The organism is Spirillospora sp. NPDC047279 (assembly GCF_040643285.1).
GTDB lineage: Bacteria > Actinomycetota > Actinomycetes > Streptosporangiales > Streptosporangiaceae > Spirillospora.
On record NZ_JBEYUA010000016.1, the window covers coordinates 77,606 to 104,590 of the forward strand.

Genomic DNA, 26,985 nt, shown 5'->3' on the forward strand with positions numbered 1-26,985 from the left:
TTCGGGTTCCGCTCGTTGTGATCTTTCGTTCGCCGTGACCATCCGCCGCATCGGCAAGGGGGTCAAGGGCGCGCGGCGCGGTCTGGACGAACGCCCAGCCGTCCGTCCGCGGCCTTATGACGCGGGTACAGCGGCGATGCCGCAGGCAGGAGACGGTCGCACAATAGTGTGTGGCGCATAGTGTGCGGCACACTGTATAGTGCATCTCGTGACCTCAGAAGAGCTGATCCTCAGCCAGGCCCAGGAACTGCGTCGCGGCACGGTCGTCCTGGCCTGCCTGGCGCTGCTGGAGGAGCCGCAGTACGGCTACGCGCTCCTCGAGACGCTCAACGACGCCGGGGTCACCGTCGACGGCAACACCCTCTACCCATTGCTGCGGCGGTTGGAAAAGCAGGGCCTGCTCACCAGCGAGTGGAACACCGACGAGGCGCGGCCGCGCAAGTTCTACCGGGTCGGCCCGGAGGGCTCGGCCGTCCGCGCCGGCCTCGTCCGCGAATGGCAGGACCTGGTCGCCTCGATGGCGCGACTGACCAAGGAGAACGAATGAGTGCCAGCACCTTGACCGACCGGTACGTCCGGGAGGTCGTCCGGCGGGTCCCCGCCGGCCAGCGCGCCGAGCTCGCCGACGAGTTGCGGACGACGATCGCCGACACCGTGGACGCCCGTGACCCGGGCGGCCCCGGCGACGCCGAACGCGCCGTCCTCGCCGAGATGGGCGACCCGATCCGGCTCGCCGCCCGCTACGCCGACCGTCCGCTGGCACTGATCGGGCCGGCGCTCTACCCGGCGTACGTCCGGTTGCTGACCGTCCTGCTGACCTCGGTGCTGCCCGTGGTGACGGTCCTCCTGATGGCGTTGGACCTGGTGGACGGGGGTGACGCCGGCTCGGCCATCGGAGCGGGCATCGGTGCGGTGTTCGCCGTGGGCGCGCAGCTGGTCGCCTGGCCGACCGCCGTCTTCGCCCTGATCGAACGGTCGAACCTCCGGGACGGCGTGATCGCCACCTCCGGCACCTGGACCCCCGACGACCTGCCCGACGACCGGTTCACCGACCGCCGGAGCAAGCTGGCCGTCGCGGCGGCGATCTGGAACGCGCTGCTCATCGGCGCGATCGTCGGGCAGCACACCCTGAAGCCGTACGAGGTCGACGGCCGGCACTACGAGGTGCTCGACCCCGCCCTGTGGTCCGGCTGGATCTGGCCCATCCTCGCCGGTCTCGCCGGCATGGTGACCCTCGAACTGATGCGCGTCGGGGTGCGCGGCTGGACCGTCCGGCTCGCCGCCTGGTACGCGGCGGCCACGGCGCTGTTCGCGCTGCCGCTCGCCTGGATCCTCTACCAGCGCGAGTTCTTCAGCCCCGAGTTCGTGGCGAACGTCAAGGTGTACGACGGCTTCTACACCGTGGCCGTGCTGGGCGTGCTCGTCGTCAGCGTCACCAGCGTCATCAAGAACTTCCGCGAAGTCCGCTGAGCGCGGATAGTGGTCGGAGGGCCGCGCCAAAGGCCGGAGGCTGACGCCGAAGGCCGAAGGCCCGTTCCGAAGGGGGCGTCATGGAGCAGGACGCGGTGTGGCGGGCGATCGATGACCAGCGGCTCAGCCTGGCCGCCCTCTTCGACGACCTGAGCGCGGACGAGTGGGAGAGGGCGTCCCTGTGCGAGGGGTGGCGCGTGCGCGATGTGGCCGCGCACCTCACGCTGGCGCAGACCGGGTTCCGCGGCGCGCTGCCCGGCCTGCTCCGGGCGCGCGGGAGCCTCGACCGCATGATCCGCGATTCGGCGATCCGCCAGGCCGCGCTGCCGGTCGAGAGCTATGCGGCGCTGCTGCGCGACATGGTCGGCTCCCGCGGGAAGGCGCCCGTCATCTCGCACCTGGAGCCCCTGATCGACGTCCTCGTGCACGGGCAGGACATCGCGATCCCGCTGTCGCGCACGCGGCCCATGCCGGCGGACGCCGCCGTCGCCGCCGCCGCCCGGGTGTGGCCCAGCCTGTGGCCGTTCCGCGCCGGACGCCGCCTCGCGGGCATGCGCCTCGTCGCCACCGACCACGCGTGGAACGCGGGAGAGGGGCTGCTCGTCGAGGGGCCGATCTCGGCGCTCCTCCTCGTCATGACCGGCCGCCGTGCCGCCCTCCCGCTCCTCACCGGTCCCGGTGTCCCCAAGATCGAGGCCCGGATGGCGAAAGCCCGCAATTCGCCACGCGGGAAACGTTGAACCGGCCGCCGACCGGGCGCACACTTCGGATTGCTGGGGAGGACAGGGTTTCCTCAAGCCGCCCCTCGGCCAGTGCCCAGGCCGCGCCTGGCGCCCACCGGCACGGTCTGGGCCCTGCCTCAGACCGGCGAGCGCCGATCGTGCGCCGCCCCCGTCCGCGGGTTGCGCCGCACGATCGACGCGTTGAGGACCGTGGCGAACCCTGTCCAGGCCAGGTAGGGGAGCAGGAGTGCGCCCGCCGGCCGGTCCGTTCGCCACAACCGCCGGGCCAGCGCCACGTTCGCCGCGTTCAGCAGGACGATCTCGGCGAGCGCCGCCCGGGGCCTCTTCGCGCCGAAGAACAGCGCCGACCAGCCTGAGTTGAGGGCCAGGTTGGTGCCCAGCAGCGCCCCGATCGCGCGGCGCTCCTTGCCGCCGGCCCTGTTTCCGGCCCTGTTTCCGGCCTTGTTTCCGGCCTTGTCGAGCGCCCGCGCCGAGGCATAGGCGATCGTGGCGTACAGCGGCGTCCAGACCAGGCCGAACGCGGCCGAAGGCGGCTGCCAGGGCGGCTTGCTCAGCTCGCGATACCAGTCCGAGTCCGGGTCGGTGGCCAGGACCCCCGCCCCGGCGGCGGTCGTGACGGCGGCCGAGGTCACCACAAGATCTTTTTTCATGAACGTGGACCTACCCGCAACCGAACGGCGCATCCGGACCGAATACCGTTCAAAGAACGGAGTGACCTCGATGCCGACCCTGACGCGAACGATCGAGACCGATGCCCCCGTCCAGCTCGTCGCGCCCTTCCTGACCGATTTCACCACGACCGAACGCTGGGACCCGGGGACGATCTCCTGCGAACGGCTGGACGCGGGCGACCTGAAGGTCGGTGCCCGCTTCCGGAACGTCTCCAGCTTCCGCGGCCGGGAGACGACCCTGATCTACGAGATCACCTCGCTCGACCCCGGAAGGGCCGTCACCCTCGTCGGCGAGAACAAGACCGTCACCTCGACGGACGAGATGCGCTTCGCCTCGAACGGTGGCGGCACGAAGGTCGTCTACCGGGTGCACTTCGCCTTCAAGGGCCTCGCCCGCCTGGCCGTTCCCTTTCTCGGAGGAGCCCTCCGCAAGCTCGCCGACGACGCCGCCCGCGAAATGAAACGTTCCCTCGACGCCCTCACCTGACCCGGGCTGCGCTTATTAATAGACGTTTTGTTTTTTAGGTTTGCGGACATGGTGCTCTCCCGGTTTGCCCGGCGCGGTGGACGAGATCCTCGGCGGCGACCAGGCCGTGATGCTCGCCAGCGTCACGCCCGCACGCGGCGTGGTGCTCTCGCCGGTCACCAACTTCGGGCTGCGGGATCGTGTGGCGGACACTTTGACGTTCAACAGCTCGGTCGGCGGCTGGAAGAAGCTCGAACGCATCAGGCGCGACCCCCGTGCGGCTCTGGCCTTCCACACCCGCGCCCACCGCTATGCCGATCGCCCCGAATACGTGCTCGTCCAGGGCGCGGCGACGGTCTCGGTCCCGATCGCCGACGACCCGGAGAGCCTGGGGGCGACCTGGGAACGTTTCGACGGCCCGCGCCCCACCGGCCCGATCTGGGACCGCTGGTTGCGCGTCTACTACACCCGGGTACTCGTTGAGGTGGCGGTCGAGCGCATCATCGTGTGGCCCGACCTGACCTGCTCGGGAACGCCTGAGGTCTACGGTCCGTCGCTGCCCGGGCCTCCGGCTCCGCAGCCGCCCCCGGCCAAGGGCGCCGGCCCGCGCCTCGACCAGGCCAAAGCCGCTCGCCGTGCAGGTGAATTCCCCGACGTGCTGCTCGGGTGGACGGGATCGGACGGCCTGCCGTTGGTCGTGCCTGTGGGCGTCACGGGCGACAACCCCGACGGGCTCGTCCTGGACGTCCCGCCTGGCCTCGTCCCCGCCGGCGGACGCCGCGCGGGCCTCACCGCCCACTCGTTCCGCAAGCACAACCTCGGTCAGAGCCGGCACATCCTCGGTCAGAGCCGACGCATCCACACCGGATGGCTGGCGAACGGCGCCCAGGCCCGCTACGCCCCGCACACCGAGGTGGCCTACCGCCTGCCGTCGGCCAGACTCGCCTACCGCGTCGGCATGGGCGTCGCCATGCGCGTGGCTCTGTCGCGGTCCCGCCGCGCCGGCGTCCACGTCCTCTAGCCGGTACCGCACCCGGTCTCCCGAAGACGTCGTCCCCTGGCAGACTCAGCGCCCATGGAGATCGCCCCCGAGGATGAGTTGCGCGCCCGGCTCGCCGAAGCCGCTGACAACTCCAAGGTCCCGGACATCGCACGGGAAGCGCTGACCTTGCTGCGTCCCTCGATCGCGCTCACGCCCGCACAGAGCTCGGGCGCCGGCCGCACGAGGTTCGGCGGCCTGCCTCCGATCCCCGCAGGGACGGAATGGCCGACCTTCGACGGCCGGCCGCTGACGTTCCTGGCACAGCTCGACTGCGCGGCCCTGCATCCGCTGCTCGGCGGCGATTGGCCACTTCCGCGCGAGGGGCTCCTCCTGTTCTTCTTCGATGACACCTTCGCCGACTTCGAAGGCTCCGACGCGCGCGTCCTCCACGTTCCTTCCGGCACCCCGGAACGACCTGCTCCGCCGGACGCAACCGTGATGCCCGCGGTGCCGGTGGCCGCGTCGTACTCCTTGGATCTTCCTGACTCCACCGATCCCGCGGTCGATGCCCTGGAAGGCCACGACCTCATCGACGCCATGGACGCCGTCGAAACGCTCGCGGCGGTCCTTCCTCGGGTCGATTACCGCTTGCTCGGCTGGTACGGCGGCGGTCGCCCCGATCAGCGCCCCCTGCTTCAGCTGGAATCCCTGGACGGTACCGATTGGGGCGAAATCGTGAACGTCTCGTTCTGGGTGAGCGCCGAGGATCTGGCGGCAGGTCGTCTCGACCGAGTCACCCGCGCCATCGAGGTCGCCTGAGGCGCGTTCTCGGTGGCATCTCGCGGTGAGCGCCAGGTCTCCTCTTGGGTGTAGCGGCATCGGTCGCCCCTCTGGCTGGTGCTGCGTCGCCCGGGTGCGGGTGGGTGCGGTCTTCTGTTCAAGCTCGGCTGCGACAAGAAAGTTGGCGGGGGTGGGGTTGAGGCTTGGTGCCGCGCTGCGGGTCAGCGCGTCTCCGGCTAGATCATTTGCTCCTTCGGAGTGGGCGGCCACGGTCACCCCTTCGGCGGATGCGTGGATGCCGGGTGCGGGTGGGTGCGGTCTTCTGCGCAGACTTGGCGGCGACGAGAAAGTGGGTGGGGTGTTGGGTCTTGGAGCTTCACTGCGGTTCAATGCATCTTCGGTTAGATCGTTAGCCCCTTCGGGGTTGGCGGCCTCGGTCACCCCTTTGGCTCGCGCCTATCTGCCGAGTGCGGGGGTGGGTGCGGTCTGCTGTTCCAGCTTGGCATCGACAAGAAAGTAGGCGGCCGGTCTCGCTTTCCTGTCATGGTGCGGGTGCTGGTGATCGCTGATGTTCGAACTTTGGGGCCGCGCGAAGCGCGGGTTTCCGGTGCGACCTCAGGGGGCAGCGCCGCCTCCACCTAGTCGCATCCTTGGGCCTCTGGGACCTGCGCCAACGTGACAGCAACGCTCGGAGAGGCGGAGGCTTGTGTGCGGCGGGTCAGTCCGGCTCCGCTCAGCCATCCACCAGCAGCAACCCGGCTTGGACTCCGACTCACCCGTCCCAGGCCACGCACCGACCGTTGGACGATCAACCACCCAACGGTGCCGCCCGCCGCGACCTATTTGCGCCCGGTTAATTGATGGCCACCTGCGGCCAATCGAAATGTCCGTAATCAGATAATTGCAATCCGTCACCGTCGATATAATCAAGACATGCATTCGATCGTCGCGGATCTAGAGACCGCTTCCACTGCAGAATTGGTGGAAGCGGTAGCCGCGATCGCCACCCAGCTCACTCAACGTCCCGCCCCCGACTCCGGCGCCGCTTGCATGGAGCTGACCGAGACGCTCGCGAGGGCCGCAGATCAAATCGAATTCGCCCTCGCGGGCACGATCGCAATAGTGGACCGCACCGGCGAAATGAAAAACTGGGGGCTGCCGTCCACCCAGGCGTGGCTGCGGTGCCGTCTGGGGATGCGGGAAGGCCGCGCCAAGGAACGCATCACCCTGGCCCGGCAGTTGCCGCGCTTGGAGCGGGTGGGCAAGGACCTGGCCACCGGTGACCTTTCGCTCGGCTACGCGGCCACGGTCGCCGACGCCGTACAGCGGTTGAACGACGAGGACTGCGCGGCGGCCGAGGACATCCTGTTGAACGCCGCCAACGACGGGCTGTCGGCGGGCAAGGTCGCCCGGCTCGGCCGCAAAATCCACGACTTGGTCTCCGAGGTCGACGGCACCGAGAAGGCGCCTGAGGACGTCAAGCGCGGTTACGAACGCTCCTGGTTGACGTTGAGCCGGTCGCTGGACGGTGGGTCATACGTCAACGGGTGGCTCAACCCCGAAGACACCGCCATCCTGGACGGCACCCTGGCCCCGCTGACCAAACCAGCAGGCAGCGACGACCGGCGAGACCTGAGCGAACGCACCGCAGCCGCCCTCACCACCGTGCTGTCACACGGCCACAACGACACCCGCGTCACCGTCATCGCCAACCTCGAAACCCTCATGGGCGAAGACACGCCTGGCTGGCTGCGGGACGGCACCCCCATCCCGGCTGAGCAGGTGCGGCGGCTGGCGCTCACCGCCGGAGTCTCACCGCTGCTTTTGGGGCCGGGGAACGTGCCGCTCTACCTGGGTCACACCACCCGCATCGCCAGCCCAGGCCAACGCCGCGTCCTGGAAACCCAGTACGACACCTGCGCGGTGCGTGGGTGTGAGGTGCCGGGGTTCTTGTGCGAGGTCGACCACGTCGATGGGTGGGCGCTGGGCAACAGCCCGACCGACATCAACAAGCTCGCGCTGTGCTGCGGCTGGCACAACCGGTGGAAACACACCCACCCCGACCAGATCAACATCAGCAAGAACCAAGCCGGACAGTACGTCTACCAGGCGTTGCCACCCGACGGGGTCACACGGTCCAGACGCGGCAGATGGCCCACCGGACGAACACCCGACCCCGGCGACGACCCGTGGAACGACCACCACCTCGCAGCCTGATCCACCCCACCACTCCACCCATACCCGCCTGCGGACCCGGTGCTTACTGCGCTGGGCCCGCTGGCATGTGTCGTGTCGGTTGCGTATCCGGTGGGGTGGACGCCGGTGGCATGCTTGCGGGCGTGGCGATTCCCAGGGCAGTTGCTGTGGTGGTTGACGGGTCTCGTGCTCTGGTCATCAAGCGGTACCTCCGTCGCGAGCGCTCTGATGTCTGTGCCATGTGCAAGGGCGTTGGCGTTGAAGGGCCCACATGTCCAGGACACCGCTACGCGATCCTTCCGGGTGGACACGTCGAGGATGGGGAGACGGCTGAGACGGCGGCGGTGCGCGAGCTTGAGGAAGAGACGACTCTTCAGGCACGGATCGAACGGCTGCTGTGGACCGGTCGACATAACGGCCGTCCGGCGTCGTACTTCCTCATGGCCGACGTCGTCGGCACCCCCGTCCTGTCCGGACCAGAGGCCGAAGCGCACGGGCCGGAGAACAGCTTCGAGCTCATGTGGGCGGCGGCCGAGGAGTTCGAGGCGCTCAACCTCTATCCCGTTGACATCCGAGGCGAACTGGCCCGGGTGCTCCAAGACGAATAACCGCCCCATCGCCGAACGCCCCACCCTGTGGTCAGCACCCGTACGGACACGGAAGTCCCCCACCCCCAGTCCGGCAGCCCCCGACGTACTTACCCATGGCCTTGGTGACGTCTTGCCGGTGGCGTTCGATCCGCAAGAAGGCCCGGACGTAGCGGAGTCCGCAGGGTGCGCTCGTTCGAGATCCTTGGTGAGGGCTCGGCGGCCGCTTTCGGAGCTGAAGGGCTGGGGCAGTCCGAGCCTGGCGGTGTCAGGGCTTGGTGCGGTTGCCTTCTTCGGTGCGGTAGGTGGTGAAGCCGCGGCGGTGGTAGTTGCGGAGGGCGTTGGGGTGGTCGAACGTCGAGGTGTGCAGCCAGACTCGGGAGGCCGTTTCCCAGGCCTTCTCGACGCCCAATGTCAGCGCGTAGCCGCCCAGCCCCTTGCCGACGTACTCCGGGAGCAGGCCGAACGTTCCGATCTCGACCTCGTCGCCGGGATGGAAGTCGAAGGAGACCATTCCGGCCGGGCTGCCCTCGTACGCCACCAACCAGAAGGAGCGGTCGGGGTGCTCGGCGAACCAGGCGGTCCACCCCTCCGGGGTGCGGGCCGTGCTCTCCCAGTTGTACGGAGCGCCGATGCGGGCCATGACGTCGGTGACCAGTGGGGAGTCGGCGTCCAGGGGTTCGAGGGTGAGGCCGGAGACGGGCGCTGAGGGGATGAGCTGATCGCGGGCTGTCATCTCAACGTAGATCACGGTTTCCTTCACCCGTGCAGGTTATCCAGGTATGTCGGTCGTGACCTGTATGGATGTGAGATCAAGCGGCCTCCGCGCGTCGGTGAATGTGACAGCGGCTGAGGGGTCTTGAGGTCATCGTTGGCGGCAAGCTCGCGCAGCCGCCCGCGTCGCAGTTGCCGGTGTCGGGCAGCACGTGCCAGGTCCAGGTATTGCCTTGGCCACTCCGCGCTCAGCAGGAGTACTTGGTCGGCTCGGCGTCGGTGCGGCGGCCCGAGGTGGGGTGGGTGTCCACCGGCCCGAGTGGCAACCGGCTTCCGGCAGGCGGCTGGCGGCAGGTAGATGGCGGCAGGTAGATGGCACCCGGCCCCTGGCGGACACCCGCTGCCTGACCTGCACCTGCGCCTGGAGACCGACTGCGGCATGCCCCCGGCCCCCGGCCCCGGCCCTCGGCCCCCGACAGCGGCCGAAACTCGTCCACAGCACGCACCGGCGTCCCCGGTGGCAACGCCGGGTTCGCTCGCATCGGTTATCGCCACCCCGGTACCTCGTGGCGGGCAGGCTCGCCGCCGCCCCGTTCTGGTGGTGACCGCACTGCTCGGCACCCTGGCCGTCCTGTCCCTGTTTGGCCGGCGCGCTGCCACTGCGGCTGCGGGGGTGGGGTTGTGATGACTGTTGAGTTTGCGCGGTCGCGTTCCGGGTCTGGGGGCGCGCGCTTGGGCGGTCACCTGTGGTCGGAGTGACATCGCTTGGATGGTCGATCTGGAAGCCGGAACTGTCGCGGAGCTTGGCTGTCACCGGGATGCCGGTCGCGTTCGGCGTCCCGATCTTGTCTGCCCCAACGGCGAGCCACATTGCAGGTTGGGGTCGCCGATCAGCAGCGGAACGTTCGACGCGGGCCCCGGCTGAGGGCGTTTGCGGGCGGGGCCCGGACGGTTCTTTGGTCGCGAGCGTTCGGGCCGTTCCAGGGATGGATCTCTTGGAGGGAATTCTGCGCGCTGCTGACCGGCGTCAGGGCGGCATGAAAGCTGTGGGGCTGCGTACGGGGCCGAAGCGTTACGTCAGGAATGAACCCGGTGTCGGAGGGTGGGGAGCACATGGCTGGATTTGTTGCGCCGTCGGCTGAGGGATGGAAGAGCAGCCACAGCGGCGGGGTGGAGGGGCGGCTCGGGGCTTGGCCGACTCGGAGGGGTTTGTGGTGGTGTTCAGGCGGGATGAGTGGATGACTCTGCTGGGCAATGGACAGGGGGTGGTCATGAGCGGTGTGATCGAGGTGGTCGGGCGGACGATCTGGGGAGCGCACGAGTCCGCCGGGGAGACGCCGTACCGCGTCGAGTACCCCATGGGCGGACGGCGCAACGAGCCGCGTGAGGCGTTCATCGCGTACGAGCGGGGCGCGGTCGTGCTCTATGTGCACGAGGACGGGCGTTTCGGGACCGGTGACCTGTCGGCCGACGGGCGCAGGATCACCACGTTCTGCCGACGCCCTGGATGCGACCCGCGGCGCTGCAGGAAAGAGCACATGGTGTTGTCCTCTGGAGAGGCCCTGGACAAGGCGTGCGAGCTCACCGGGCAGTCCACGCTCGATGATGTGGCTAACGTGCTCCTCGCCCACGCTCAGCAGCGGATCGACGGGTCGTTGTAGCGGGGGTGGGCCTGGTGATGGCGGCTGTCATGAGCTCGCCGACTCGCCGACTCGCGGGCTCGGGCGGAAAGCCGGTCATCCATACGGGGGCGAGACCCTCCGTGTGGAAGCGGTGATCCATGTGGGAGCGGTCGCTCTTGTGGCGGTGTGGGATTCGGCCCGTGTGGTGCTGGTCGAAGGTCGGAGGTGGGGGTTGTTCGCCGCCTAGGTGGGCTGACGGGGGTGGGACGGACCCTGCGCCCACACAGGACCAGGTCCGGGGGACGTTGTCGACCGATGGTCGATCGGGCGGGGTTTTTGGGTGGCGGGATCCGGTTCGGCGGGGCTCCGGCTGGTGATTCTTGATTCCTTGGGGATGGGCGGCGTGGGGTGGGGCTTCGGAGGCGTTGATCAGGCGGGGGCGGTTTGTGCTGGAGGTGTGGTCGTCGCGGGGCCCGGGGGTGCGACGGCGATCAGGGTGATCGTGTTAGGCCGTCTGCCCACATGCGCGCCACTATCTCGGCTGCGACGTGGCCCCTCGTCATACCCGCTTGCGGGGCTGTGCTGGGGGGCGGTTTAAATGGACATGGGTGTCTGGTGGGTTGGAGGATGAGGTGGACGAGGTTCCGGAGTGGGTGGTCTTGCTGGCCGGGGAGTGGCGGCTGGGTGGGCTTCGGGAGGTTTATCGGGCGAAGCAGCGGGCCGTGTTCGGCAAGTGGAACGACTGGCGGCTCTATTTCTATGGCGAGGGGCTGATCGTCGCCGGGCCTGAGGGTGTGGGCATGCCGTTCCGGTGGGAGACGGTGACGGTGTTCCAGAACCTCCGGACGGTGAACGGGGCGCAGGCGGACGCGGCTTACACGCTGGTCGGGCCTGAGCTGGAGGCTGTCACGATCGGGCGGGGGACTCCGGCGCAGCTGAGGTTCACGGTCGAGGGGCGGCGGGTGCCGTCGGTGGTGCGGGGCGCGCCGTTCGTGTACGAGGGGACGTGGGGGCCGGAGATCCAGGCGCAGGTGGCCCGGGTGCGGTTGCCGGGTGCGGTGGAGCGGCTGCGGCGGGGGGAGGCGCTCGACTTCGGGAAGTTGCGGATCGGCGGGGACGGGGTGTCGGTGAAGGGCAAGGCCCTGGCCTGGGCGGAGGTGAGCGACGTCCAGGTGGGGGACGGGACGCTCTGGGTCAGTGACGCGCGGCGGCGGTCGTTGCCGACGGTGGCCGTGGCGGAGATCCCGAACTTCCTGCTGGCCCTGAACCTCCTCGAACGGCTCAGGGGGTGAACGGTCACATCTCGTCGATGATGGACCGCAGGAGCTTGGGCGTGGCGGACGCCGGTGCGGACTGGACGGCGAGCCGGTTCATGACGTCGGTGTAGTGGAAGATGTCGGACTGCTTGTCGGGGTAGAACGCGTTGGTCAGCTGTTCGAGGTAGACCACGTCGGGCAGGTCGGCGGCGGGCAGGCGCAGGATGCTGATCGGGCCGCCGGCGCCGTGGCCGCCCGCGCTGAACGGGCTGATCTGGACGGTGACGTGCGGCAGCTCGTTCATCTCGATGAGGTGCCGCAGCTGGGCGCGCATGACGTCGCGGTCGCCGAACGGGCGGCGGACGGCGGCCTCGTCGAGGATGGCCCACAGGCGCAGGGGTTCGGGGCGGGTGAGGACCCGCTTGCGTTCCCTCCGCAGCGCGACGCGGCGTTCGACCTCGTTCTCGCCGGCGCGGGGCATGCCGGTCTCGACGATGGCGCGGGCGTAGCCGTCGGTCTGCAGGAGGCCGGGAACGAACTGCACCTCGTAGCAGCGGATCATGCTGGCGCCCTGCTCCAGGCCGAGGTAGGCCTCGAACCAGGGCGGCACCAGGTCGCTGTAGGGCTGCCACCAGCCGGCCGTGCTGGCCTGCTGCGCCATCTCCAGCAGCGGCAGGCGGTCGGTCAGCTCGTCGACGCCGTAGAACGTCAGCAGGTCGGAGACGTCGCGGTCCTTGAAGCGGACCCGGCCCAGCTCCATCCGGCTGATCTTGGACGCGGAGCCGCGGATCTCGTAGGCCGCCTCCTCCGCGGTGATGCCGCGGTTCTCCCGCAGCCGCCGCAACTGCGCGCCGACGACCAGGCGCAGCACGGTAGGTCCGGCGCGGCCATGGGTCAGCCCGTCGGACGGCACGTCGATGACACGTTCGGTGCCCACTCCCACTCCCGTTGATCACAGCGACGCCGAACCACCGTCAAGACTGTCACCCGGCACCGGCATAGACAACCGAGACCGCTGACAACCGGGACGATCGCTTCCGGCTTTTACCGTTTGCGCGCCACTCCGCACAACGTCGACGTCTTGGTGACGTCGTCGAACGGGGTGGGTTCGGGGCGCCACGACTCGCAGGCCACCACACCGGGTTCGACGAGGTCGAAACCGTCGAAGTAGCCGATGATCTGTTCTGGCGGGCGCAGCCGGTACGGCACGGCACCGGTGTCGTCGTACTCCTGCTGCGCCTTGTTGTGCGCGTCGTCGGTGTCGGTGTCGTCGTAGAGGGCCAGGTGGCTGCCCTCGGGCAGGCCGGCCATCAGGCCCCGGATGATGCGCAGGACCTCGTCGTAGGAGTCGATGTGGCCGAGGACGCCCATCAGCATCAGGGCGATGGGACGGTCGAAGTCGAGCTTGTCCCGGGCGACGCGGAGGATCGCCTCGGGGTCGCGCATGTCGGCCTCGATGTAGCTTGTGGCGCCTTCGGCGGAGCTGGTGAGCAGCGCGTGCGCGTGGACGAGGACCAGGGGGTCGTTGTCGACGTAAACGATGTGCGAGTCGGGGGCGACCCGCTGGGCGACCTCGTGGGTGTTGTCGACGGTCGGCAGCCCGGTGCCGACGTCGAGGAACTGGCGGATGCCGGCCTCTCCGGCGAGGTGGTGGACGGCGCGGGCGAGGAAGTGGCGGCCGACCTTGGCGATGTCGACGATGGCCGGGTAGATCTGGACGTAGGCGTCGCCGGCGTCACGGTCGACGGGGTAGTTGTCCTTGCCGCCCAGCCAGTAGTTCCAGATGCGGGCGGAGTGCGGCACGGTGGTGTCGATCTGCGGGGGCACCGAGTCGTCGGCCATCGCAGCGGGGCTCCTTTGGGGGAACACGGCCATGTTTGAATTTCCCGACCAAGATAGACGAGATGTAGATTCTTTGCACTCCTTGCCCGTTTTGTACAGGTGGGCGGGGTGCGCGATGCTGGGGACGTGTCAATGGAGACTCTCGTGAGCGCCGCGGAACTGCGCGCCTTCCTGCACGGGCTGCCCGGCGTCGACCAGGTCGGGGCGGAGGAGCGGGCCGCGCGGCTCGCCACCCGTTCGATCAAGACCTCGGCCAAGGCCCAGGCCATCGACATGGCGATCACCATGGTCGACCTCACCACGCTGGAGGGCGCCGACACGCCCGGCAAGGTGCGGGCGTTGTGTGCGAAGGGCCGGCAGCCCGATCCGGGTGACCCGGGCGTTCCGCGGGTGGCAGCGATCTGTGTCTATCCGGACATGGTCGCGACCGCGGTCGAGGCGCTCCGGGGGTCCGGCATCGGCGTGGCGAGCGTGGCGACCGCGTTCCCGTCCGGCCGGGCGCCCATGGAGGCCAAGCTGGCCGACACCCGGGCCGCCGTCGAGGCCGGTGCCACCGAGATCGACATGGTGATCGACCGCGGCGCGTTCCTGGCGGGCGACTACCTCAAGGTGCACGAGGAGATCGTCGCGACCAAGGAGGCCTGCGCGGGCCCGGCGAACGACGGGCACGGCGCCCATCTGAAGGTGATCTTCGAGACCGGCGAGCTCGTCACCTACGACAACGTGCGGCGCGCCTCCTGGCTGGCGATGCGGGCCGGGGCCGACTTCATCAAGACCTCCACCGGCAAGGTGTCGCCCGCGGCGACGCTGCCGGTGACGCTGGTCATGCTCGAGGCGGTCCGTGACTTCCGGGCCGAGACCGGCAGGATGGTCGGGGTGAAGCCCGCCGGCGGCATCCGCACCACCAAGGACGCCATCAAGTACCTGGTGCTGGTCAACGAGACCGCCGGGCCCGACTGGCTCACCCCGGACTGGTTCCGCCTGGGCGCGTCCAGCCTGCTGAACGACCTGCTGATGCAGCGCCGCAAGCTGGCCACCGGCGTCTACTCCGGCCCCGACTACTTCACGCTCGACTGACGGGACTGCTGATCATGGAGTTCGAGTACGCGCCGGCGCCCGAGTCGCGCGCCGTCGTCGACATCAGGCCGTCGTACGGGTTGTTCGTCGACGGCGAGTTCACCGACGGGCACGGCGAGCCGTTCAAGAGCGTCGACCCGTCGACCGAGGAGCCGCTGGCCGAGATCGCCACCGCCGACGCGGCCGACGTGGACCGCGCGGTGGCCGCGGCCCGCGCCGCCTACGACAAGGTGTGGGGCCCGATGCCGGGCCGGGAGCGGGCCAAGTACCTCTACCGGATCGCCCGGATCATCCAGGAACGGTCCCGCGAGCTGGCCGTGCTGGAGTCGATCGACAACGGCAAGCCGATCCGCGAGTCGCGCGACGTCGACCTGCCGCTGGTCGCCGCGCACTTCTTCTACTACGCGGGCTGGGCCGACAAGCTGGCCCACGCCGGATTCGGGGCCGGCCCCCGGCCGCTGGGCGTGGCCGGCCAGATCATCCCGTGGAACTTCCCGCTGCTCATGCTCGCCTGGAAGATCGCCCCGGCGCTGGCGTGCGGCAACACGGTCGTGCTCAAGCCCGCCGAGACGACGCCGCTGACGGCGCTGGCGTTCGCGGCGATCTGCCGGCAGGCCGAGCTGCCGCCGGGCGTGGTCAACATCGTCACCGGCGCGGGGGAGACCGGCCGGCTGCTGGTCGAGCACGACGGCATCGACAAGATCGCGTTCACCGGCTCGACGGACGTCGGCAAGCGGATCGCGCGCGCCGCGGCCGGCACCGACAAGAAGGTCACGCTGGAGCTGGGCGGCAAGGCCGCCAACGTCATCTTCGACGACGCGCCGCTCGACCAGGCCGTCGAGGGCATCGTCAACGGGATCTTCTTCAACCAGGGCCACGTGTGCTGCGCCGGGTCGCGGCTGCTCGTCCAGGAGTCGGTGGCCGACGAGCTGCTCGACCGGCTCAAGCGCCGGATGGCCACGCTGCGCGTCGGTGACCCGCTCGACAAGAACACCGACATCGGCGCCATCAACTCCGCCGCCCAGCTGGAGAAGATCCGGATGTTGTCGGAGGTCGGCGAGCAGGAGGGCGCCGGCCGCTGGTCGCCGCCGTGCGAGCTGCCGCAGCGCGGGTTCTGGTTCGCGCCGACGTTGTTCACCGACGTCGCGCAGTCGCACCGCATCGCCCGCGAGGAGATCTTCGGGCCGGTGTTGTCGGTCCTGACGTTCCGTACGCCCGCCGAGGCGGTCGAGAAGGCCAACAACACCCCCTACGGGCTGTCGGCCGGCGTCTGGACCGACAAGGGCTCCAGGATCCTGTGGATGGCCGAACGGCTGCGCGCCGGGGTCGTCTGGGCCAACACGTTCAACAAGTTCGACCCCGCGTCGCCGTTCGGCGGCTACAAGGAGTCCGGCTACGGCCGTGAGGGCGGCCGGCACGGCCTGGAGGCGTACCTCGATGTCTGATGGCAAAGCAGTGTCTGATGGCAAGGCAGGGTCCGAGGGCGGGGCGTCCGGCGGCATGGCGCGGCTGAGCGTGCGCAAGACCTACAAGCTGTTCATCGGGGGCGCGTTCCCCCGGTCCGAGTCCGGCAGGTCGTACGTGGTGAACGACGGCAAGGGCGGCTTCCTCGCCAACGCCTCCCAGGCCTCGCGCAAGGACGTGCGGGACGCGGTGACGGCGGCGCGCAAGGCGTTCGGCGGCTGGTCCGGGCGCACGCCCTACAACAGGGGCCAGATCCTCTACCGCGTCGCGGAGATGCTCGAAGGGCGCCGCGCGCAGTTCGTCGAGGAGCTTCGCGCCACCGGCCTCGGCAAGGGCGCGGCGGGCGCGGAGGTGGACGCGGCGATCGACCGCTGGGTCTGGTACGCGGGCTGGGCCGACAAGCTCGGCGCGGTCGGCGGCGCCGCCAATCCGGTCGCCGGGCCGTTCTTCAATTTCTCGACTCCGGAACCGACCGGGGTCGTCGGAATCGTCGCACCGGATTCCGCGCTGCTCGGCCTGGTGTCGGTCGTCGCGCCGGCGATCGTGTCGGGCAACACCGTCGTCGTGGTGGCGTCCGAGCCGGCGCCTTTGACGTCGATAACGCTCGCGGAAGTGCTCGCGACTTCCGACCTTCCGGGTGGTGTCGTGAACGTGCTCACCGGCCGCCGCGACGAACTCGCGCCCTGGCTCGCCGCGCACATGGACGTGAATGCGATCGACCTCGCCGGAGTGGCAAAAGACCAGGTCAGAGCACTTGAAGAGGCGGCGGCCGACAACCTCAAGAGGGTGCTGCGACCGGGCGTGACCGACTGGTCCGCGGAGCCGGGAACGGAGCGCTTGACCGCCTTCTTGGAGACCAAGACGGTGTGGCATCCGGTGGGGCTCTGATCCGTTCAAATAACAGAGTGTGTGTAGAGCGTCAACAAGTGTGGAATAGATCTCCCCGTAACTGATCATCACGGGGGGGAGATCAGTGCCTACCAAGACTGCTAAGCGCACGACGTCCAGCCGAGGTACGGCTAGTCGCGCCAAGAGCACTGCCGCGAAGAAGACCACCGCTGCCAGAAAGCCGGCAGCCAAGCGCACCAGCGCCGCCGCCAAGAGCGCGTCGTCGCGGGTGACGGTCAACCGTTCGACGGCTGCCAAGGGCACCGCCAGGAAGACCACGACCGGCAAGAAGGCGACCACGGCGCGGAAGAGCACGACCGCCGCCCGGAAGCCGGCCGCCAGGAAGGCGACCACCGCCAGGAAGAGCACGACGGCACGCCGGAGGACGTCGCCCGCCGCCAAGAAGACGGCGAGCCGTACCACCGTCACCATGAGCCGGTCTTCCTCGGCGGCGGCCACCAAGGCCAAGACCGCGGCCACCAAGGCCAGCACCGCCGCCAAGTCCATGAAGTCGGCGGAGACCAAGGCCAAGGCGTCGGTCAAGGCCATGACGGCCATGACCAAGGCGATGAACGACGCCACCAAGGCGATGAACGACGCCGCCAAGGCGATGACCGCCGCCTCCAGGGCCGTGGCCACCGCGAAGCCGTCGGGCACCGCCAAAAAGGCCGCCGCAAAGAAGACGACGGCGAAGAAGGCCACCGCCAGGAAGTCGACCGCCAAGAAGGCGGCGGCGAAGAAGGCGGCGGCCAAGTCGGCGGCCAAGAAGACCACCGCGCGGAAGACCACGTCCGCCGCGCGCAGGTCGGCCGCCAAGAAGGCGACCACGGCCAAGCGCACGGCCGCCAGGAAGGCGTCCACCGCGCGGAAGTCGACCGCCAAGCGCGCACCCGCGAAGAAGGCGAGCACGGCCCGCAAGACCGCGGCCGCCTCGACCCGTTCGCGGTCCACCGCCACGGCGCGCGTCGCCAGGAAGTCGACGGCCAGGAAGGCCACGGCGAAGCGGGCGACCGCCAAGAAGTCGACCGCTCGCACGTCGACGGCCCGCAAGACGACCGCGGCCGCGGCCAAGCCGAAGTCGGCCAAGCCCAAGGCCACCACGACGCGTCCGCGCAAGTCCGCGGCACCGTCGAAGCGGTCCACCGCCCGCAAGGCGGCGGGTTCGAGCGTCATGGTCGAGCCGAAGACCCCGGTGGGGTCCAACTCGATGCAGCACTCGACCTCGGGGGACGGCGGTTTCCTCACCGGTCTGACCAGCGCGGGTTCGCGCTGACCCAGGCCGATCGTTCGGCGGCAGAGCCCCTTCCCTTGCGTGGGTAGGGGCTCTGCCGGATTCTGATCCAGGAGAGGAGCGGCCGTGAACGACAAGGACATCCTGGCTCGCATCCACGAGTTCGTGGACGAGGAGAAGTCGCTGCGCGACCGGTACCAGCGCGGCGAGCTCGGCGGCGACGAGGAGCATCAGCGCCTGGAACGGCTGGAGGTGGCCCTGGACCAGTGCTGGGACCTCCTCAGGCAGCGCCGGGCCCGGATGGGCGCCGGGGAGGACCCCGACGACGCCGAGCTCCGTCCGCCGAGCGAGGTCGAGGGCTACCTGCAGTAGCCCGCGAAATCGATGGCCCGGCGAAACCCGATGTCCCGGCGAAACGAGAGAGCCGGTCCCGGAAGCCTCCGGAACCGGCTCTTCGTCGTCGCGGGCCCCTGGCCCGCGAGCCGCACGCTCCGCGCGGCTACATGCGCTCCAGGGTGGGGACGCCGAGCAGGTCGAGCCCGGTGGTCATCGTGCGCAGCGTGGCCGCGCACAGGGACAGCCGGGACTGCTTGGTCTCCTCGTCGGGCGCCTTGAGGACCGGGCAGCTCTCGAAGAACGTCGTGAACGCGTCGGCGACCGCGAAGACGTAGGAGGCCAGCTTGTGCGGCTCGGCCGTCTCGCCGGCCTGCTCCAGCACCGGGCCGAAGCTCAGCAGTTGCAGGGCCAGCGCGCGTTCGGCGGGCTCGGTGATCGTGATCGGCGCGGTGGCGTCGGCCGGCGTGACGCCGCCCTTGCGGAAGATCGAGTGGATCCGCGCGACCGCGTACTGCAGGTAGGGGCCGGTGTTGCCCTTGAACGAGATCATCCGGTCGAAGTCGAAGATGTACTCGCTGTCGCGCGCCACCGACAGGTCGGCGTACTTGACCGCGCCGATCCCGACCGCCTCGGCGATCTCGGCGCGGGCCGCCGGGCCGGCCGAGTCGTCGGGGTTGACGTCGTCGTAGGCGCGGCCGGCCCGTTCGACGGCCTCGTCGAGGAGCTCGGCGAGCTTGACGGTGCCGCCCGCCCGCGTCCGCAGGATCTTGCCGTCGGTGCCCAGGACGTTGCCGATCTGGGCGTGCTCGGCCCTGACGTCGTCGTTGAGCCAGCCGGCCATCCGGGCGACCGCGAAGACCATCTGGAAGTGCAGCGCCTGGGGTGCGCCGACCACGTAGATCATGCGGTTGACGTGCTCGGTGTCGACCCGGTAGCGGATGGTCGCCAGGTCCGTCGTGGAGTAGTTGTAGCCGCCGTCGCTCTTGCGGATGATCACCGGCAGCGGCTCGCCCTCGCGACCGGTGAACCCGGGCGGGAACGCGCAGAGGGCGCCGTCGCTGACGACGGCGATGCCCTTGCTCTCCAGCTCCTGGACGGTCGGGGCGAGCAGGTCGTTGTAGAAGCTCTCGCCCTTGATGTGCTCGTCGCCGAGCGTGACGCCCAGCCGCCCGTAGACGGTGTTGAAGTAGCGCTTGGACACGTCCACCAGGACCTGCCAGAGCCGCATGGTCTCGGCGTCGCCCGCCTGGAGCGACACGACCCGCTGCCGCGACCGGCCGGCGAACTCCTCGTCGCCGTCGAACTTCGTCCGGGCGGCCTGGTAGAACGCGGTCAGGTCGCTCACCGAGGCGTCGTCGTCGGCGGCCTTGTCCTCGCCGAGGTCGAGCAGGTGCTCGATCAGCATGCCGAACGGCGTGCCCCAGTCGCCGACGTGGTTGTCGCGGATGACGTCGTGGCCGAGGAACTCCAGGATCCGGCCGATGGAGTCGCCGACGATCGTGGTGCGCAGGTGCCCGACGTGCATCTCCTTGGCCACGTTGGGCGAGGAGTATTCGACGACGACCCGCTGCGGGTCGGTGGCGGCGGGCACGCCGAGTCTCGGGTCGGCCAGCACGCCGTCCGCCTGCGCGGCGATCCAGCCGTCGCGCAGGGTCAGGTTGATGAAGCCGGGCCCGCTGACCTCGACCTTGTCGATCAGGTCGCCCTTGTCGATCCGCTCCGCGATCTCGTTGGCGATGTCTCGCGGGTTCTGCTTCTCGCCTCGCTCCGCCGTGAGCGGCTTGACCAGCGACATTGCCACGTTGGCCTGCAGGTCGGCGAACTGCGACGGCCGGATGACCGGGTCGGTGTCCGCGTACGACGGTCCGAAGGCGGCGGTGAGCGCCTCCTGAACCCGGGCGGTGAGGGCGAGTTGCGGATCGGGCATGCCCCCAAGGTTATCGGGGCGCGGGTGATGATCAGGTATTGCTTTTCTCAGCGGACCGCACGCGACGAGGCCTGGGAGCGGCTGTGCGGCGATCTGGGCGCCGAGCACCGCCCGCCCCACCGGGAGCCCGGCCGGGCGTGCAACGCGGCTGGACGGCGCGCTAGGAGCCGCGCAGCCTGGTCATCCACTTGTCCCAGCGCAGGACGAGCGTGAGGAGCAGGCCGGCGGCCGCGGCGATGGCGAGCGCGGCGAGGTCGTTGCGCAGATTGTCGGGTTGCAGCGCGAAGAACTCGCGCAGCCAGGGCACCGCGAGGACGATCACGAACGCCGCGCCCATCGTGACGACCAGCCCGAGCCGCCACCAGTTCCACGGGCGGGCGATCAGCGCCAGGACCCACAGGGTCAGCAGGAAGAGCGCGAGCGCCGCGGTCGAGCTGTTCTCGGCGAACCCGCTCTCGGAGCTCTCGGTGGCCAGGTAGTAGCCGGCGAACGTGGCGATGCCGCAGGCCAGGCCCGCGGGCACGGCGAACCGCAACACCCGGGGCACGAAGCCCGGCCGGGCCCGTTCGAGGTTGGGCGCCAGGGCGAGGAAGAACGCCGGGATGCCGATCGTCAGGCTGCTGATCAGCGTGAGGTGCCGGGGGAGGAACGGGAAACGCACGTGCATCAGGCCCACCAGCACGGCCAGGATGATCGAGTAGACGGTCTTGGTCAGGAACAGGTTGGCGACCCGTTCGATGTTGCCGAGCACCCGCCGGCCCTCGCCCACGACGTGCGGGAGGGTGGCGAAGCTGTTGTCGAGCAGCACGATCTGCGCCACCGCCCGGGTGGCGCCGCTGCCCGAGCCCATCGAGACGCCCAGGTCGGCGTCCTTGAGCGCCAGCACGTCGTTGACGCCGTCGCCCGTCATCGCGACCGTGTGGCCGCGTGACTGCAGCGCCTTGACCATGGCCCGCTTCTGCTGCGGGCTGACCCGGCCGAACACCGAGTTGTCCTCCAGCACCTGGGCCATCTCGTCGACGTCGTCGGGCAGCGTGCGGGCGTCGACCGGGTGCTCGGCCTTGGGCAGGTCGAGCGAACGCGCGATCGCGCCCACCGAGACCGGGTTGTCGCCGGAGATGACCTTGACCGCCACGCCCTGCTCGGCGAAGTACTCCAGGGTGGCGGGCGCCTCCTCGCGGAGCCGCTGCCGCAGCACGATCAGTGCCGCGGGCCGTGTGGTCCCCGCCCCCCTGCCCTCCGGGCCCGCCCCCCGTGCGCCGGTCGTCACGTCGAGGGCCTCGGGCGTGACGAACGAGCCGTCCGGCACCCGCGCCAGGGCGAGGACGCGCAGGCCGGTCGAGCCGAGCTCCTCGGCGCGGCGGCGGTACGGGTCGTCCGCCCCGAGCAGCACGTCGGCCGCGCCGAACACCCAGGAGCCCTCGCCGTCGAACGCGGCACCGCTCCACTTGCGGGCGGACGAGAACGGGACGGTCTCGGTGGTGCTCCAGCCGGGGTCGGGCTCGTCCAGCCCCTCCTTGACCGCCTGCATGGTCGCGTTGGGGTCGGGGTCGTCGCCGGCGATGGCGGCCAGCGCCTGCCTGCCGGGCAGCCCCTCGTCCAGCACGACGATCTCGTCCAGGTCCATGCCGGGCTCGGTCAGCGTGCCGGTCTTGTCGACGCACAGCACGTCCACCCGGGCCAGGCCCTCGATCGCGGGCAGCTCCTGCACCAGGCACCTGCGCCGCCCGAGCCGTACGACGCCGACCGCGAACGCGATGCTGGTCATCAGCACCAGGCCCTCGGGGATCATGGTGACCACGCCGGCGACCGCGCCCACGACCGCCTCGCCGATGGTGTCGGCCGTGCCGAACTGGCTGGCGAACAGCAGGATCGCGGTCGGGACGATCAGCCAGGTGACGTACTTGAGGAACGTGTTGATGCCCGCCATCAGCTCCGAGTGAGACAGCGAGAACTTGCTGGCCTCCTCGACCAGCTTGGCCGCGTAGGCCTCGCGGCCGACCTTCCGGGCGGTGAACGTGCCGCCGCCCGCGACCACGAAGCTGCCGGACTTGACCTCGTCGCCGGGCGCCTTGTGCACCGGGTCGGCCTCGCCGGTGAGCAGCGACTCGTCGATCTCCAGGCCCTGCGAGGCCGCCACCGTGCCGTCCACCACGATCCTGTCGCCGGTGCCGAGCACGACGAGGTCGTCCAGGACGACCCGCTGCTGCTCCAGCTCGGCGAGCTCGCCGTCGCGCATCACCTTGACCGGCGTCTCGCCGACCACGGCCAGCTTGTCGAGGGTGCGCTTGGCGCGCAGCTCCTGGATCACGCCGATGGCCGAGTTGGCCACGATGATCCCGCCGAACAGCCCGTCCTGCCACTGGCCGAAGATCATGACCAGGACGAACAGCGTGCCGATCAGCGCGTTGAACCGGGTGAACACGTTCGCCCGGACGATCTCGCCCGCCGACCGGCTGGACCGGCGCGGCACGTCGTTGGTCTGCCCCGCCTCGACCCGCTCGCGCACCTGCGCGGACGTCAGTCCCCGTGCGGAACTCTGCTGTACATCCGTCACTTTGCCCCCGTTGGATGCAGCATTCCCACAAGATCTCCAGGGCAATCCAGGTCAGGAGGAGGCGGGCGGCTCTCCCCGCGCGGGCCCGACCTCGGCGTTGCCCGGGGCGGGCTCGGCCCCGTCGTCCGGGGAACGTTCGGCGTCCTGGTCCTGGCTCCCGGCGGGCGGGGCGGGGAGGGCGGGCGTGTCCTGGGGGAGCGGCCGGGGTGCGGGGGAGGTCTCGGCGGCGGGCTCCGTCTCGGCGGGCCGGGCCCGGTCGCCGGGCTCCGGCGGGTCCGGCGCCTTCTCCTGCTTCTCGGCCTTCTCCTGCTTCTCGGTCTTGTCGGCTCTCTCGGCCCGGTCGCCGCCGTCGCGGTCGGAGTGGATCAGGCGGCCGAACCGGGACGGCGTGCGGGTGGCGGCGACCTGGTCGCGGATCCGCTCGACGATGCGGCCGAGGGCCAGCTCGTACGCCAGCACGCAGGCCGACGTGATGGCGCGGGCCCGGGAGGCGCCGTGCGCGATGACCACCGTTCCGTTGAGGCCGAGCAGGACGCCGCCGCCGTAGGTCTCCGAGTCGAGCCGGTCGCGCAGGTCGGTGAGCCGGCGGCGCTGGAGGAAGCTGCCCAGCTTGGCGGTACGGCTGCCGGTCATCGCCTCCCGGACCTCGCCCAGGGCCATCCGGACCGCGCCCTCCATGGTCTTGAGGGCCACGTTGCCGGTGAAGCCGTCGGTGACCACGACGTCCACCACGCCGCGCAGGAGGTCGTGGCCCTCCACGTTCCCGGCGAAGTTGATGCCGTGCCGCCCGCTCGCCAGCAGCTCGTGCGCGTTCTTGGTGACCTTGTCGCCCTTGCCGGGCTCGGCGCCGATGTTGAGGAGCCCGACGGTCGGCCGGGACAGGCCCAGCCGGATCTGGGCGTACGCGGTGCCGAGCGCCGCGAACTGCACGAGCGTCTCGGGCTTGACGTCGGAGGTGGCCCCGGCGTCCAGCAGCACGGTGGGCCGCGGCCGGGTGGGCAGCGTCACCGCGATCGCCGGGCGCATCACGCCCTGCTGGCCCTTGAGCCGCAGCCGCGAGGTGGCGACGACCCCCGCGGTGGACCCGGCCGAGACCAGCGCCGAGGCCCGGCCCTGCTTGATCAGATGGCACGCGATCGCGACGGACGAACGGGGCTTGCGCCAGCTGGCCAGCGCGCCCTCGCCCATGTCGAGGGACTCCTCGGCGTGCACGATCGGGATCTCTCCGGCGATGCCGTACCGGTCCAGCTCGCGGCGGATCCGCGGGGCCTGGCCGACCAGGATGAGCCGGACGCCGTGCTCCCGCACCGCGGCGACCGCGCCCGCGATGATCTCCTCCGGGGCGTGGTCGCCGCCCATGGTGTCCACCGCGATCGGGGCCGGTCGAGCCTGCGCCGGGCGCGACTCGCCTTTGCCGGTCATGGGACTCCACAGGGGACGAGCGGACACGATGGCCACAAGATTGCAGCTCATCGCATCGTATGGCGTCCCCCTACCGGTCCGGACAAGGGAGCCGACGCCGGACGGCGGCTCAGTCCTTCTTCTGGCAGTCCGTGCCCAGGCAGCCGGCGTTCTGCACGACCGGCCGGCCGTCCACCAGGATCGTGTAGTACTGCTCCTGGCTCCTGTCCTCGCCGGAGGCGAAGACCTGGACGTCCTTCTTGTCGGCGGTGGTGCCCGTGCAGGCGACCCGCATCTTGGTCTTGGTCCAGCCGTTCATGTCCTTGCAGTTCAGCGCGGTGCCCAGGGCGACGCCCCGGGTGCGGAGTTCGGAGCCTGCGGTGGTCTGCATCGAGTTCCGCAGCTCCGCCTGCGTCGCGTAGCGGAGGTCCTTGCCATGGATGACCGTGACGTACAGGACGGCGGCGCCCGCGCCGGCCACGAGGAGGCCGACGGCGCCGAGGACGATGGCCTTCGCGCGGGTTTTCTTCACAGCGGCGTTCACGCGTGTAGCGTCACCGCCGCCGGGGGTGCGTACGCGCCCCGCCGGGCGGGTTTTCCACGGATCGGGGGAAATCGTTGCCCGATCACGGTGATGCGGGGCGGACCGTCACGAGGAGGTCGGTGCCGGGGCATCCCGCGGTGACCGGCAGCCGAGGCCGAGGCAGTCCTGGTCGACCACGGGCGTGCCGCCGACGGTGATCACGTACGTCTCGCGCGGGTGCTCGGTGTCGGCCTGGAGTGCCCGGCCGGTCACCACGACGGCGGCGCCGGTGGTCGTCCGCGCGGTGCAGCCGATCCTGACGACCGCCTCCGACCCGGTGTCCGCCAGCTCGCAGGACGGGCGGCCGGCCAGGGTGACGCCGCGCTCGTCGAGCTCGGCGATCGTGCCGTCGGTGACGGCGTTGCGGTACGCGCCCTCGGAGATCCGCTGCATCAGGTCGCAGCCGCTCAGCCCGGTGGTCAGCAGCAGCGCGAGGAGCCCGGCGCGCAGAACCCTCACCCGGAGACCTCGGCGATCCGCCCGGCGGCCCCGGCGGCCCCGGCGGCCCCGCCGGCTCACCCGGCGACCTCGGCGACGGCGTCGGCGACGACCTCGGGGCGGTCGAGCTGGAGCATGTGCCGGGCGTCCGCCAGCACCACGTGGCGGCCGTGCGGGCTCATCTCGGCGAGCCGCCGGTGACCTTCGCGCCAGCGCGTCCTGGCCTCGGCTGACCTGCCGGCGTCGGCCAGCGCGGTCAGCACGACCAGGGGGATCGCCGGGAACGGCCGCCGCTCGCGCAGCCGCACGAGGTCGACGGCCATCTCGCCGTAGGCGAACTGCTCGCTGAGCACCGCGCCGAGGACCGTGCCGCGCCCGTACACCGACCGCACGACCTCGTCCGGCACCGGCTCGTCCCGGTCGCTGGTGTGGCGCATGACCAGCCGCCGTCCGAGCGGGCCGACGAGCTTGGACAGCCGGGTGAAGCCCAGCGCGGCGCCCAGGCCCTTGGCCGCCGGGTCGAGCAGGCCCGCCAGGCGTACGGGGGCGTGCGGGTCTGGTTCGCAGCTGGGGTCGACCAGCACCAGCGCCCGGACCAGCTCCGGGTGCAGCCGCGCCAGCGCCTCGGCGTGGAATCCCGCCATCGAGTGGGCCACCACGGTGACCGGCGTCCCGGGCCGGCCCGCGCGCTCGGCGGCGATCTCGGCGAGCCCGGCGAGGATCCGCACCTCCCGGCGCAGGCTGGGCGCGGCCCCGCCGAGCGGGCTCAGCCCGAGTCCGGGCCGGTCGAAGTTGAGCACGCGGTGCCGCTCGGCCAGCAGCCCGACGGTCGGCAGCCAGTCGAACCAGGCCCCGCCGAGCCCGCTGCTCAGCAGCACGGGAGGCCCGCCGGCCGGGCCGTCCCCGACCACGTGGACCTGCTCGCCGGCGACGTTCTCCAGGGTGATCCGCGGCGTCACAGCGGCGTCCTCTCGTGATCGGAACGGTCGTGCGGCGCGTCCCGCCGGGCCCGCCGCCGGTCGTCGTGCAGGGCCCAGGCGATGGTGAAGAGCCCCAGCACCAGGACGCTGATCTGGACACGCTGGATGATGCCGAGCCACTGCCCGAGCAACATCGCCAGCACGGTGCTGAGGGCGAACGCGGTCTCCGCGACCGCCAGCCGCCAGCCCCACCGGGCCAGCACGGGCCACCAGCCGTACCGCCGGGCCGCGATCGACAGGGTCAGCAGCGCGGACACCCCGAACACGATCACCATGCTGCTGGTGACGGCGTGGAACTGGTGCGAGAACGAGACGTTCTCCGAACGTTCCCGGAGCGCGCACCACGTCTCCAGGCTGGGCGCGCAGTCCAGCGGGAACACCGCGTCGCCGATGGCGCACACCCCGAAGAGGCCGAGGAAGCTCCAGCCGAGCGCCGACCAGGGCCGCCGCCGCAACGTCAGCAGGCAGGTGACCGCCACCACGATCGACAACACTCCGGTGACGAAGTCCCCGGCGCTGTAAATCTGGTGAAAGGGCTGGTCAACGGCTGAGAGTTCGCTCACGTAGCCATTGATGACGTCCAGATCGGGGCTGAGGAAGTGCTCCAGAAGGAATGTCGAGTACGTGATTCCGGCGATGGCGGCGAGGGCCACGGCGAAGCCCGGCGCCAAGCCCGGCGCGTCCTCGCGCGGCTCTGGCTGCACATCGCCCCCCTCGCCCGTGCGGCTCCCCGGCGTCCCCGGCCAGTATTTCGGTAGTCAGCATATGGAGGTC

General features: G+C 70.4%; 25 protein-coding genes and 1 pseudogene. 15 read left to right on the top strand and 11 right to left on the bottom strand.

Annotation, left to right across the window (positions count from 1 at the left end; translation table 11 throughout):
• Window positions 1-208: 208 nt before the first annotated feature.
• From ABZ810_RS34715 to ABZ810_RS34725, 3 genes are all read left to right on the top strand, one after another.
• On the top strand, window positions 209-547 hold the full coding sequence (locus ABZ810_RS34715; RefSeq protein ID WP_358410485.1) for a PadR family transcriptional regulator: 339 nt from the start codon (window positions 209-211) through the stop codon (window positions 545-547).
• Window positions 544-1,470, top strand: coding sequence for a hypothetical protein (locus ABZ810_RS34720; protein ID WP_358410488.1), 927 nt, complete (start codon window positions 544-546; stop codon window positions 1,468-1,470). Before ABZ810_RS34715 ends, ABZ810_RS34720 begins: the two co-directional genes overlap by 4 nt.
• An 80-nt stretch (window positions 1,471-1,550) precedes the next feature.
• The gene (locus tag ABZ810_RS34725; RefSeq protein WP_358410490.1) at window positions 1,551-2,210 is read left to right on the top strand and encodes a maleylpyruvate isomerase family mycothiol-dependent enzyme; all 660 of its coding nucleotides are present in this window, start codon (window positions 1,551-1,553) and stop codon (window positions 2,208-2,210) included.
• Window positions 2,211-2,329: 119 nt separating this feature from the next.
• On the opposite strand, the gene ABZ810_RS34730 is transcribed toward ABZ810_RS34725, so the two are convergent.
• Window positions 2,330-2,863, bottom strand: a complete 534-nt coding sequence (locus ABZ810_RS34730) for a TspO/MBR family protein (protein ID WP_358410492.1) — start codon at window positions 2,861-2,863, stop codon at window positions 2,330-2,332.
• A gap of 70 nt (window positions 2,864-2,933) precedes the next feature.
• On the opposite strand from ABZ810_RS34730, the gene ABZ810_RS34735 reads away from it, so the two are divergent.
• From ABZ810_RS34735 to ABZ810_RS34755, 5 genes are all read left to right on the top strand, one after another.
• On the top strand, window positions 2,934-3,371 hold the full coding sequence (locus ABZ810_RS34735; RefSeq protein WP_358410494.1) for an SRPBCC family protein: 438 nt from the start codon (window positions 2,934-2,936) through the stop codon (window positions 3,369-3,371).
• 64 nt (window positions 3,372-3,435) lie between these two features.
• Window positions 3,436-4,371 (top strand): pyridoxamine 5'-phosphate oxidase family protein, encoded by a 936-nt coding sequence (locus tag ABZ810_RS34740; RefSeq protein WP_358410496.1) that lies wholly within the window; start codon window positions 3,436-3,438, stop codon window positions 4,369-4,371.
• A gap of 54 nt (window positions 4,372-4,425) precedes the next feature.
• Window positions 4,426-5,151 carry a YwqG family protein gene (locus tag ABZ810_RS34745; protein WP_358410498.1) on the top strand — a complete coding sequence of 242 codons (726 nt, stop codon included), beginning with the start codon at window positions 4,426-4,428 and terminating at the stop codon, window positions 5,149-5,151.
• An 894-nt stretch (window positions 5,152-6,045) separates the two neighbouring features.
• Window positions 6,046-7,329, top strand: a complete 1,284-nt coding sequence (locus ABZ810_RS34750) for a DUF222 domain-containing protein (RefSeq protein WP_358410500.1) — start codon at window positions 6,046-6,048, stop codon at window positions 7,327-7,329.
• Window positions 7,330-7,451: 122 nt separating this feature from the next.
• Window positions 7,452-7,916: an NUDIX domain-containing protein gene (locus tag ABZ810_RS34755; RefSeq protein WP_358410502.1), complete on the top strand. Its 465-nt coding sequence runs from the start codon at window positions 7,452-7,454 to the stop codon at window positions 7,914-7,916.
• 247 nt (window positions 7,917-8,163) lie between these two features.
• Here the strand turns inward: ABZ810_RS34755 and ABZ810_RS34760 are convergent, their stop codons facing one another.
• Window positions 8,164-8,658: a GNAT family N-acetyltransferase gene (locus ABZ810_RS34760; protein ID WP_358410504.1), complete on the bottom strand. Its 495-nt coding sequence runs from the start codon at window positions 8,656-8,658 to the stop codon at window positions 8,164-8,166.
• A 1,222-nt stretch (window positions 8,659-9,880) separates the two neighbouring features.
• On the opposite strand from ABZ810_RS34760, the gene ABZ810_RS34765 reads away from it, so the two are divergent.
• Together ABZ810_RS34765 and ABZ810_RS34770 are read left to right on the top strand one after the other, a co-directional pair.
• Window positions 9,881-10,270 (top strand): hypothetical protein, encoded by a 390-nt coding sequence (locus ABZ810_RS34765; RefSeq protein ID WP_358410506.1) that lies wholly within the window; start codon window positions 9,881-9,883, stop codon window positions 10,268-10,270.
• A 593-nt stretch (window positions 10,271-10,863) separates the two neighbouring features.
• Window positions 10,864-11,523: a DUF6585 family protein gene (locus ABZ810_RS34770; protein WP_358410508.1), complete on the top strand. Its 660-nt coding sequence runs from the start codon at window positions 10,864-10,866 to the stop codon at window positions 11,521-11,523.
• Window positions 11,524-11,527: 4 nt separating this feature from the next.
• On the opposite strand, the gene ABZ810_RS34775 is transcribed toward ABZ810_RS34770, so the two are convergent.
• Entirely contained in the window at window positions 11,528-12,424 is an 897-nt protein-coding gene (locus tag ABZ810_RS34775; RefSeq protein ID WP_358410510.1) for a helix-turn-helix transcriptional regulator, read from the bottom strand.
• 107 nt (window positions 12,425-12,531) lie between these two features.
• On the bottom strand, window positions 12,532-13,329 hold the full coding sequence (locus tag ABZ810_RS34780; protein ID WP_358410512.1) for an SAM-dependent methyltransferase: 798 nt from the start codon (window positions 13,327-13,329) through the stop codon (window positions 12,532-12,534).
• A gap of 132 nt (window positions 13,330-13,461) precedes the next feature.
• On the opposite strand from ABZ810_RS34780, the gene deoC reads away from it, so the two are divergent.
• From deoC to ABZ810_RS34805, 5 genes are all read left to right on the top strand, one after another.
• Window positions 13,462-14,406, top strand: a complete 945-nt coding sequence (gene deoC, locus ABZ810_RS34785) for a deoxyribose-phosphate aldolase (RefSeq protein WP_358410514.1) — start codon at window positions 13,462-13,464, stop codon at window positions 14,404-14,406.
• Window positions 14,407-14,420: 14 nt separating this feature from the next.
• On the top strand, window positions 14,421-15,851 hold the full coding sequence (locus tag ABZ810_RS34790; protein ID WP_358410516.1) for an aldehyde dehydrogenase family protein: 1,431 nt from the start codon (window positions 14,421-14,423) through the stop codon (window positions 15,849-15,851).
• 55 nt (window positions 15,852-15,906) lie between these two features.
• Entirely contained in the window at window positions 15,907-16,758 is an 852-nt protein-coding gene (locus tag ABZ810_RS34795) for an aldehyde dehydrogenase family protein (RefSeq protein ID WP_358410800.1), read from the top strand.
• A 229-nt stretch (window positions 16,759-16,987) separates the two neighbouring features.
• Window positions 16,988-18,031 carry a hypothetical protein gene (locus ABZ810_RS34800; protein WP_358410518.1) on the top strand — a complete coding sequence of 348 codons (1,044 nt, stop codon included), beginning with the start codon at window positions 16,988-16,990 and terminating at the stop codon, window positions 18,029-18,031.
• Between the two features lie 84 nt (window positions 18,032-18,115).
• Complete coding sequence (locus ABZ810_RS34805) at window positions 18,116-18,361, top strand: DUF2630 family protein (RefSeq protein ID WP_358410520.1); 246 nt, start codon at window positions 18,116-18,118, stop codon at window positions 18,359-18,361.
• Window positions 18,362-18,488: 127 nt separating this feature from the next.
• On the opposite strand, the gene argS is transcribed toward ABZ810_RS34805, so the two are convergent.
• From argS to ABZ810_RS34840, 7 genes and pseudogenes are all read right to left on the bottom strand, one after another.
• A complete protein-coding gene (argS, locus tag ABZ810_RS34810; protein ID WP_358410522.1) occupies window positions 18,489-20,252 on the bottom strand; it encodes an arginine--tRNA ligase in 1,764 nt (587 codons plus the stop codon).
• A gap of 160 nt (window positions 20,253-20,412) precedes the next feature.
• Window positions 20,413-22,809: an HAD-IC family P-type ATPase gene (locus ABZ810_RS34815; protein WP_358410524.1), complete on the bottom strand. Its 2,397-nt coding sequence runs from the start codon at window positions 22,807-22,809 to the stop codon at window positions 20,413-20,415.
• Window positions 22,810-23,190: 381 nt separating this feature from the next.
• A pseudogene (plsX, locus tag ABZ810_RS34820) lies at window positions 23,191-24,243 on the bottom strand (phosphate acyltransferase PlsX); the annotation flags it as partial.
• Window positions 24,244-24,340: 97 nt separating this feature from the next.
• Window positions 24,341-24,754 carry a hypothetical protein gene (locus ABZ810_RS34825; protein ID WP_358410526.1) on the bottom strand — a complete coding sequence of 138 codons (414 nt, stop codon included), beginning with the start codon at window positions 24,752-24,754 and terminating at the stop codon, window positions 24,341-24,343.
• Window positions 24,755-24,859: 105 nt separating this feature from the next.
• Complete coding sequence (locus tag ABZ810_RS34830; RefSeq protein ID WP_358410528.1) at window positions 24,860-25,252, bottom strand: hypothetical protein; 393 nt, start codon at window positions 25,250-25,252, stop codon at window positions 24,860-24,862.
• 56 nt (window positions 25,253-25,308) lie between these two features.
• Entirely contained in the window at window positions 25,309-26,190 is an 882-nt protein-coding gene (locus ABZ810_RS34835; protein ID WP_358410530.1) for an alpha/beta fold hydrolase, read from the bottom strand.
• On the bottom strand, window positions 26,187-26,915 hold the full coding sequence (locus ABZ810_RS34840; RefSeq protein WP_358410532.1) for a DUF998 domain-containing protein: 729 nt from the start codon (window positions 26,913-26,915) through the stop codon (window positions 26,187-26,189). The genes ABZ810_RS34835 and ABZ810_RS34840 overlap by 4 nt, the downstream gene beginning before the upstream one ends.
• Between the last annotated feature and the right edge of the window lie 70 nt (window positions 26,916-26,985).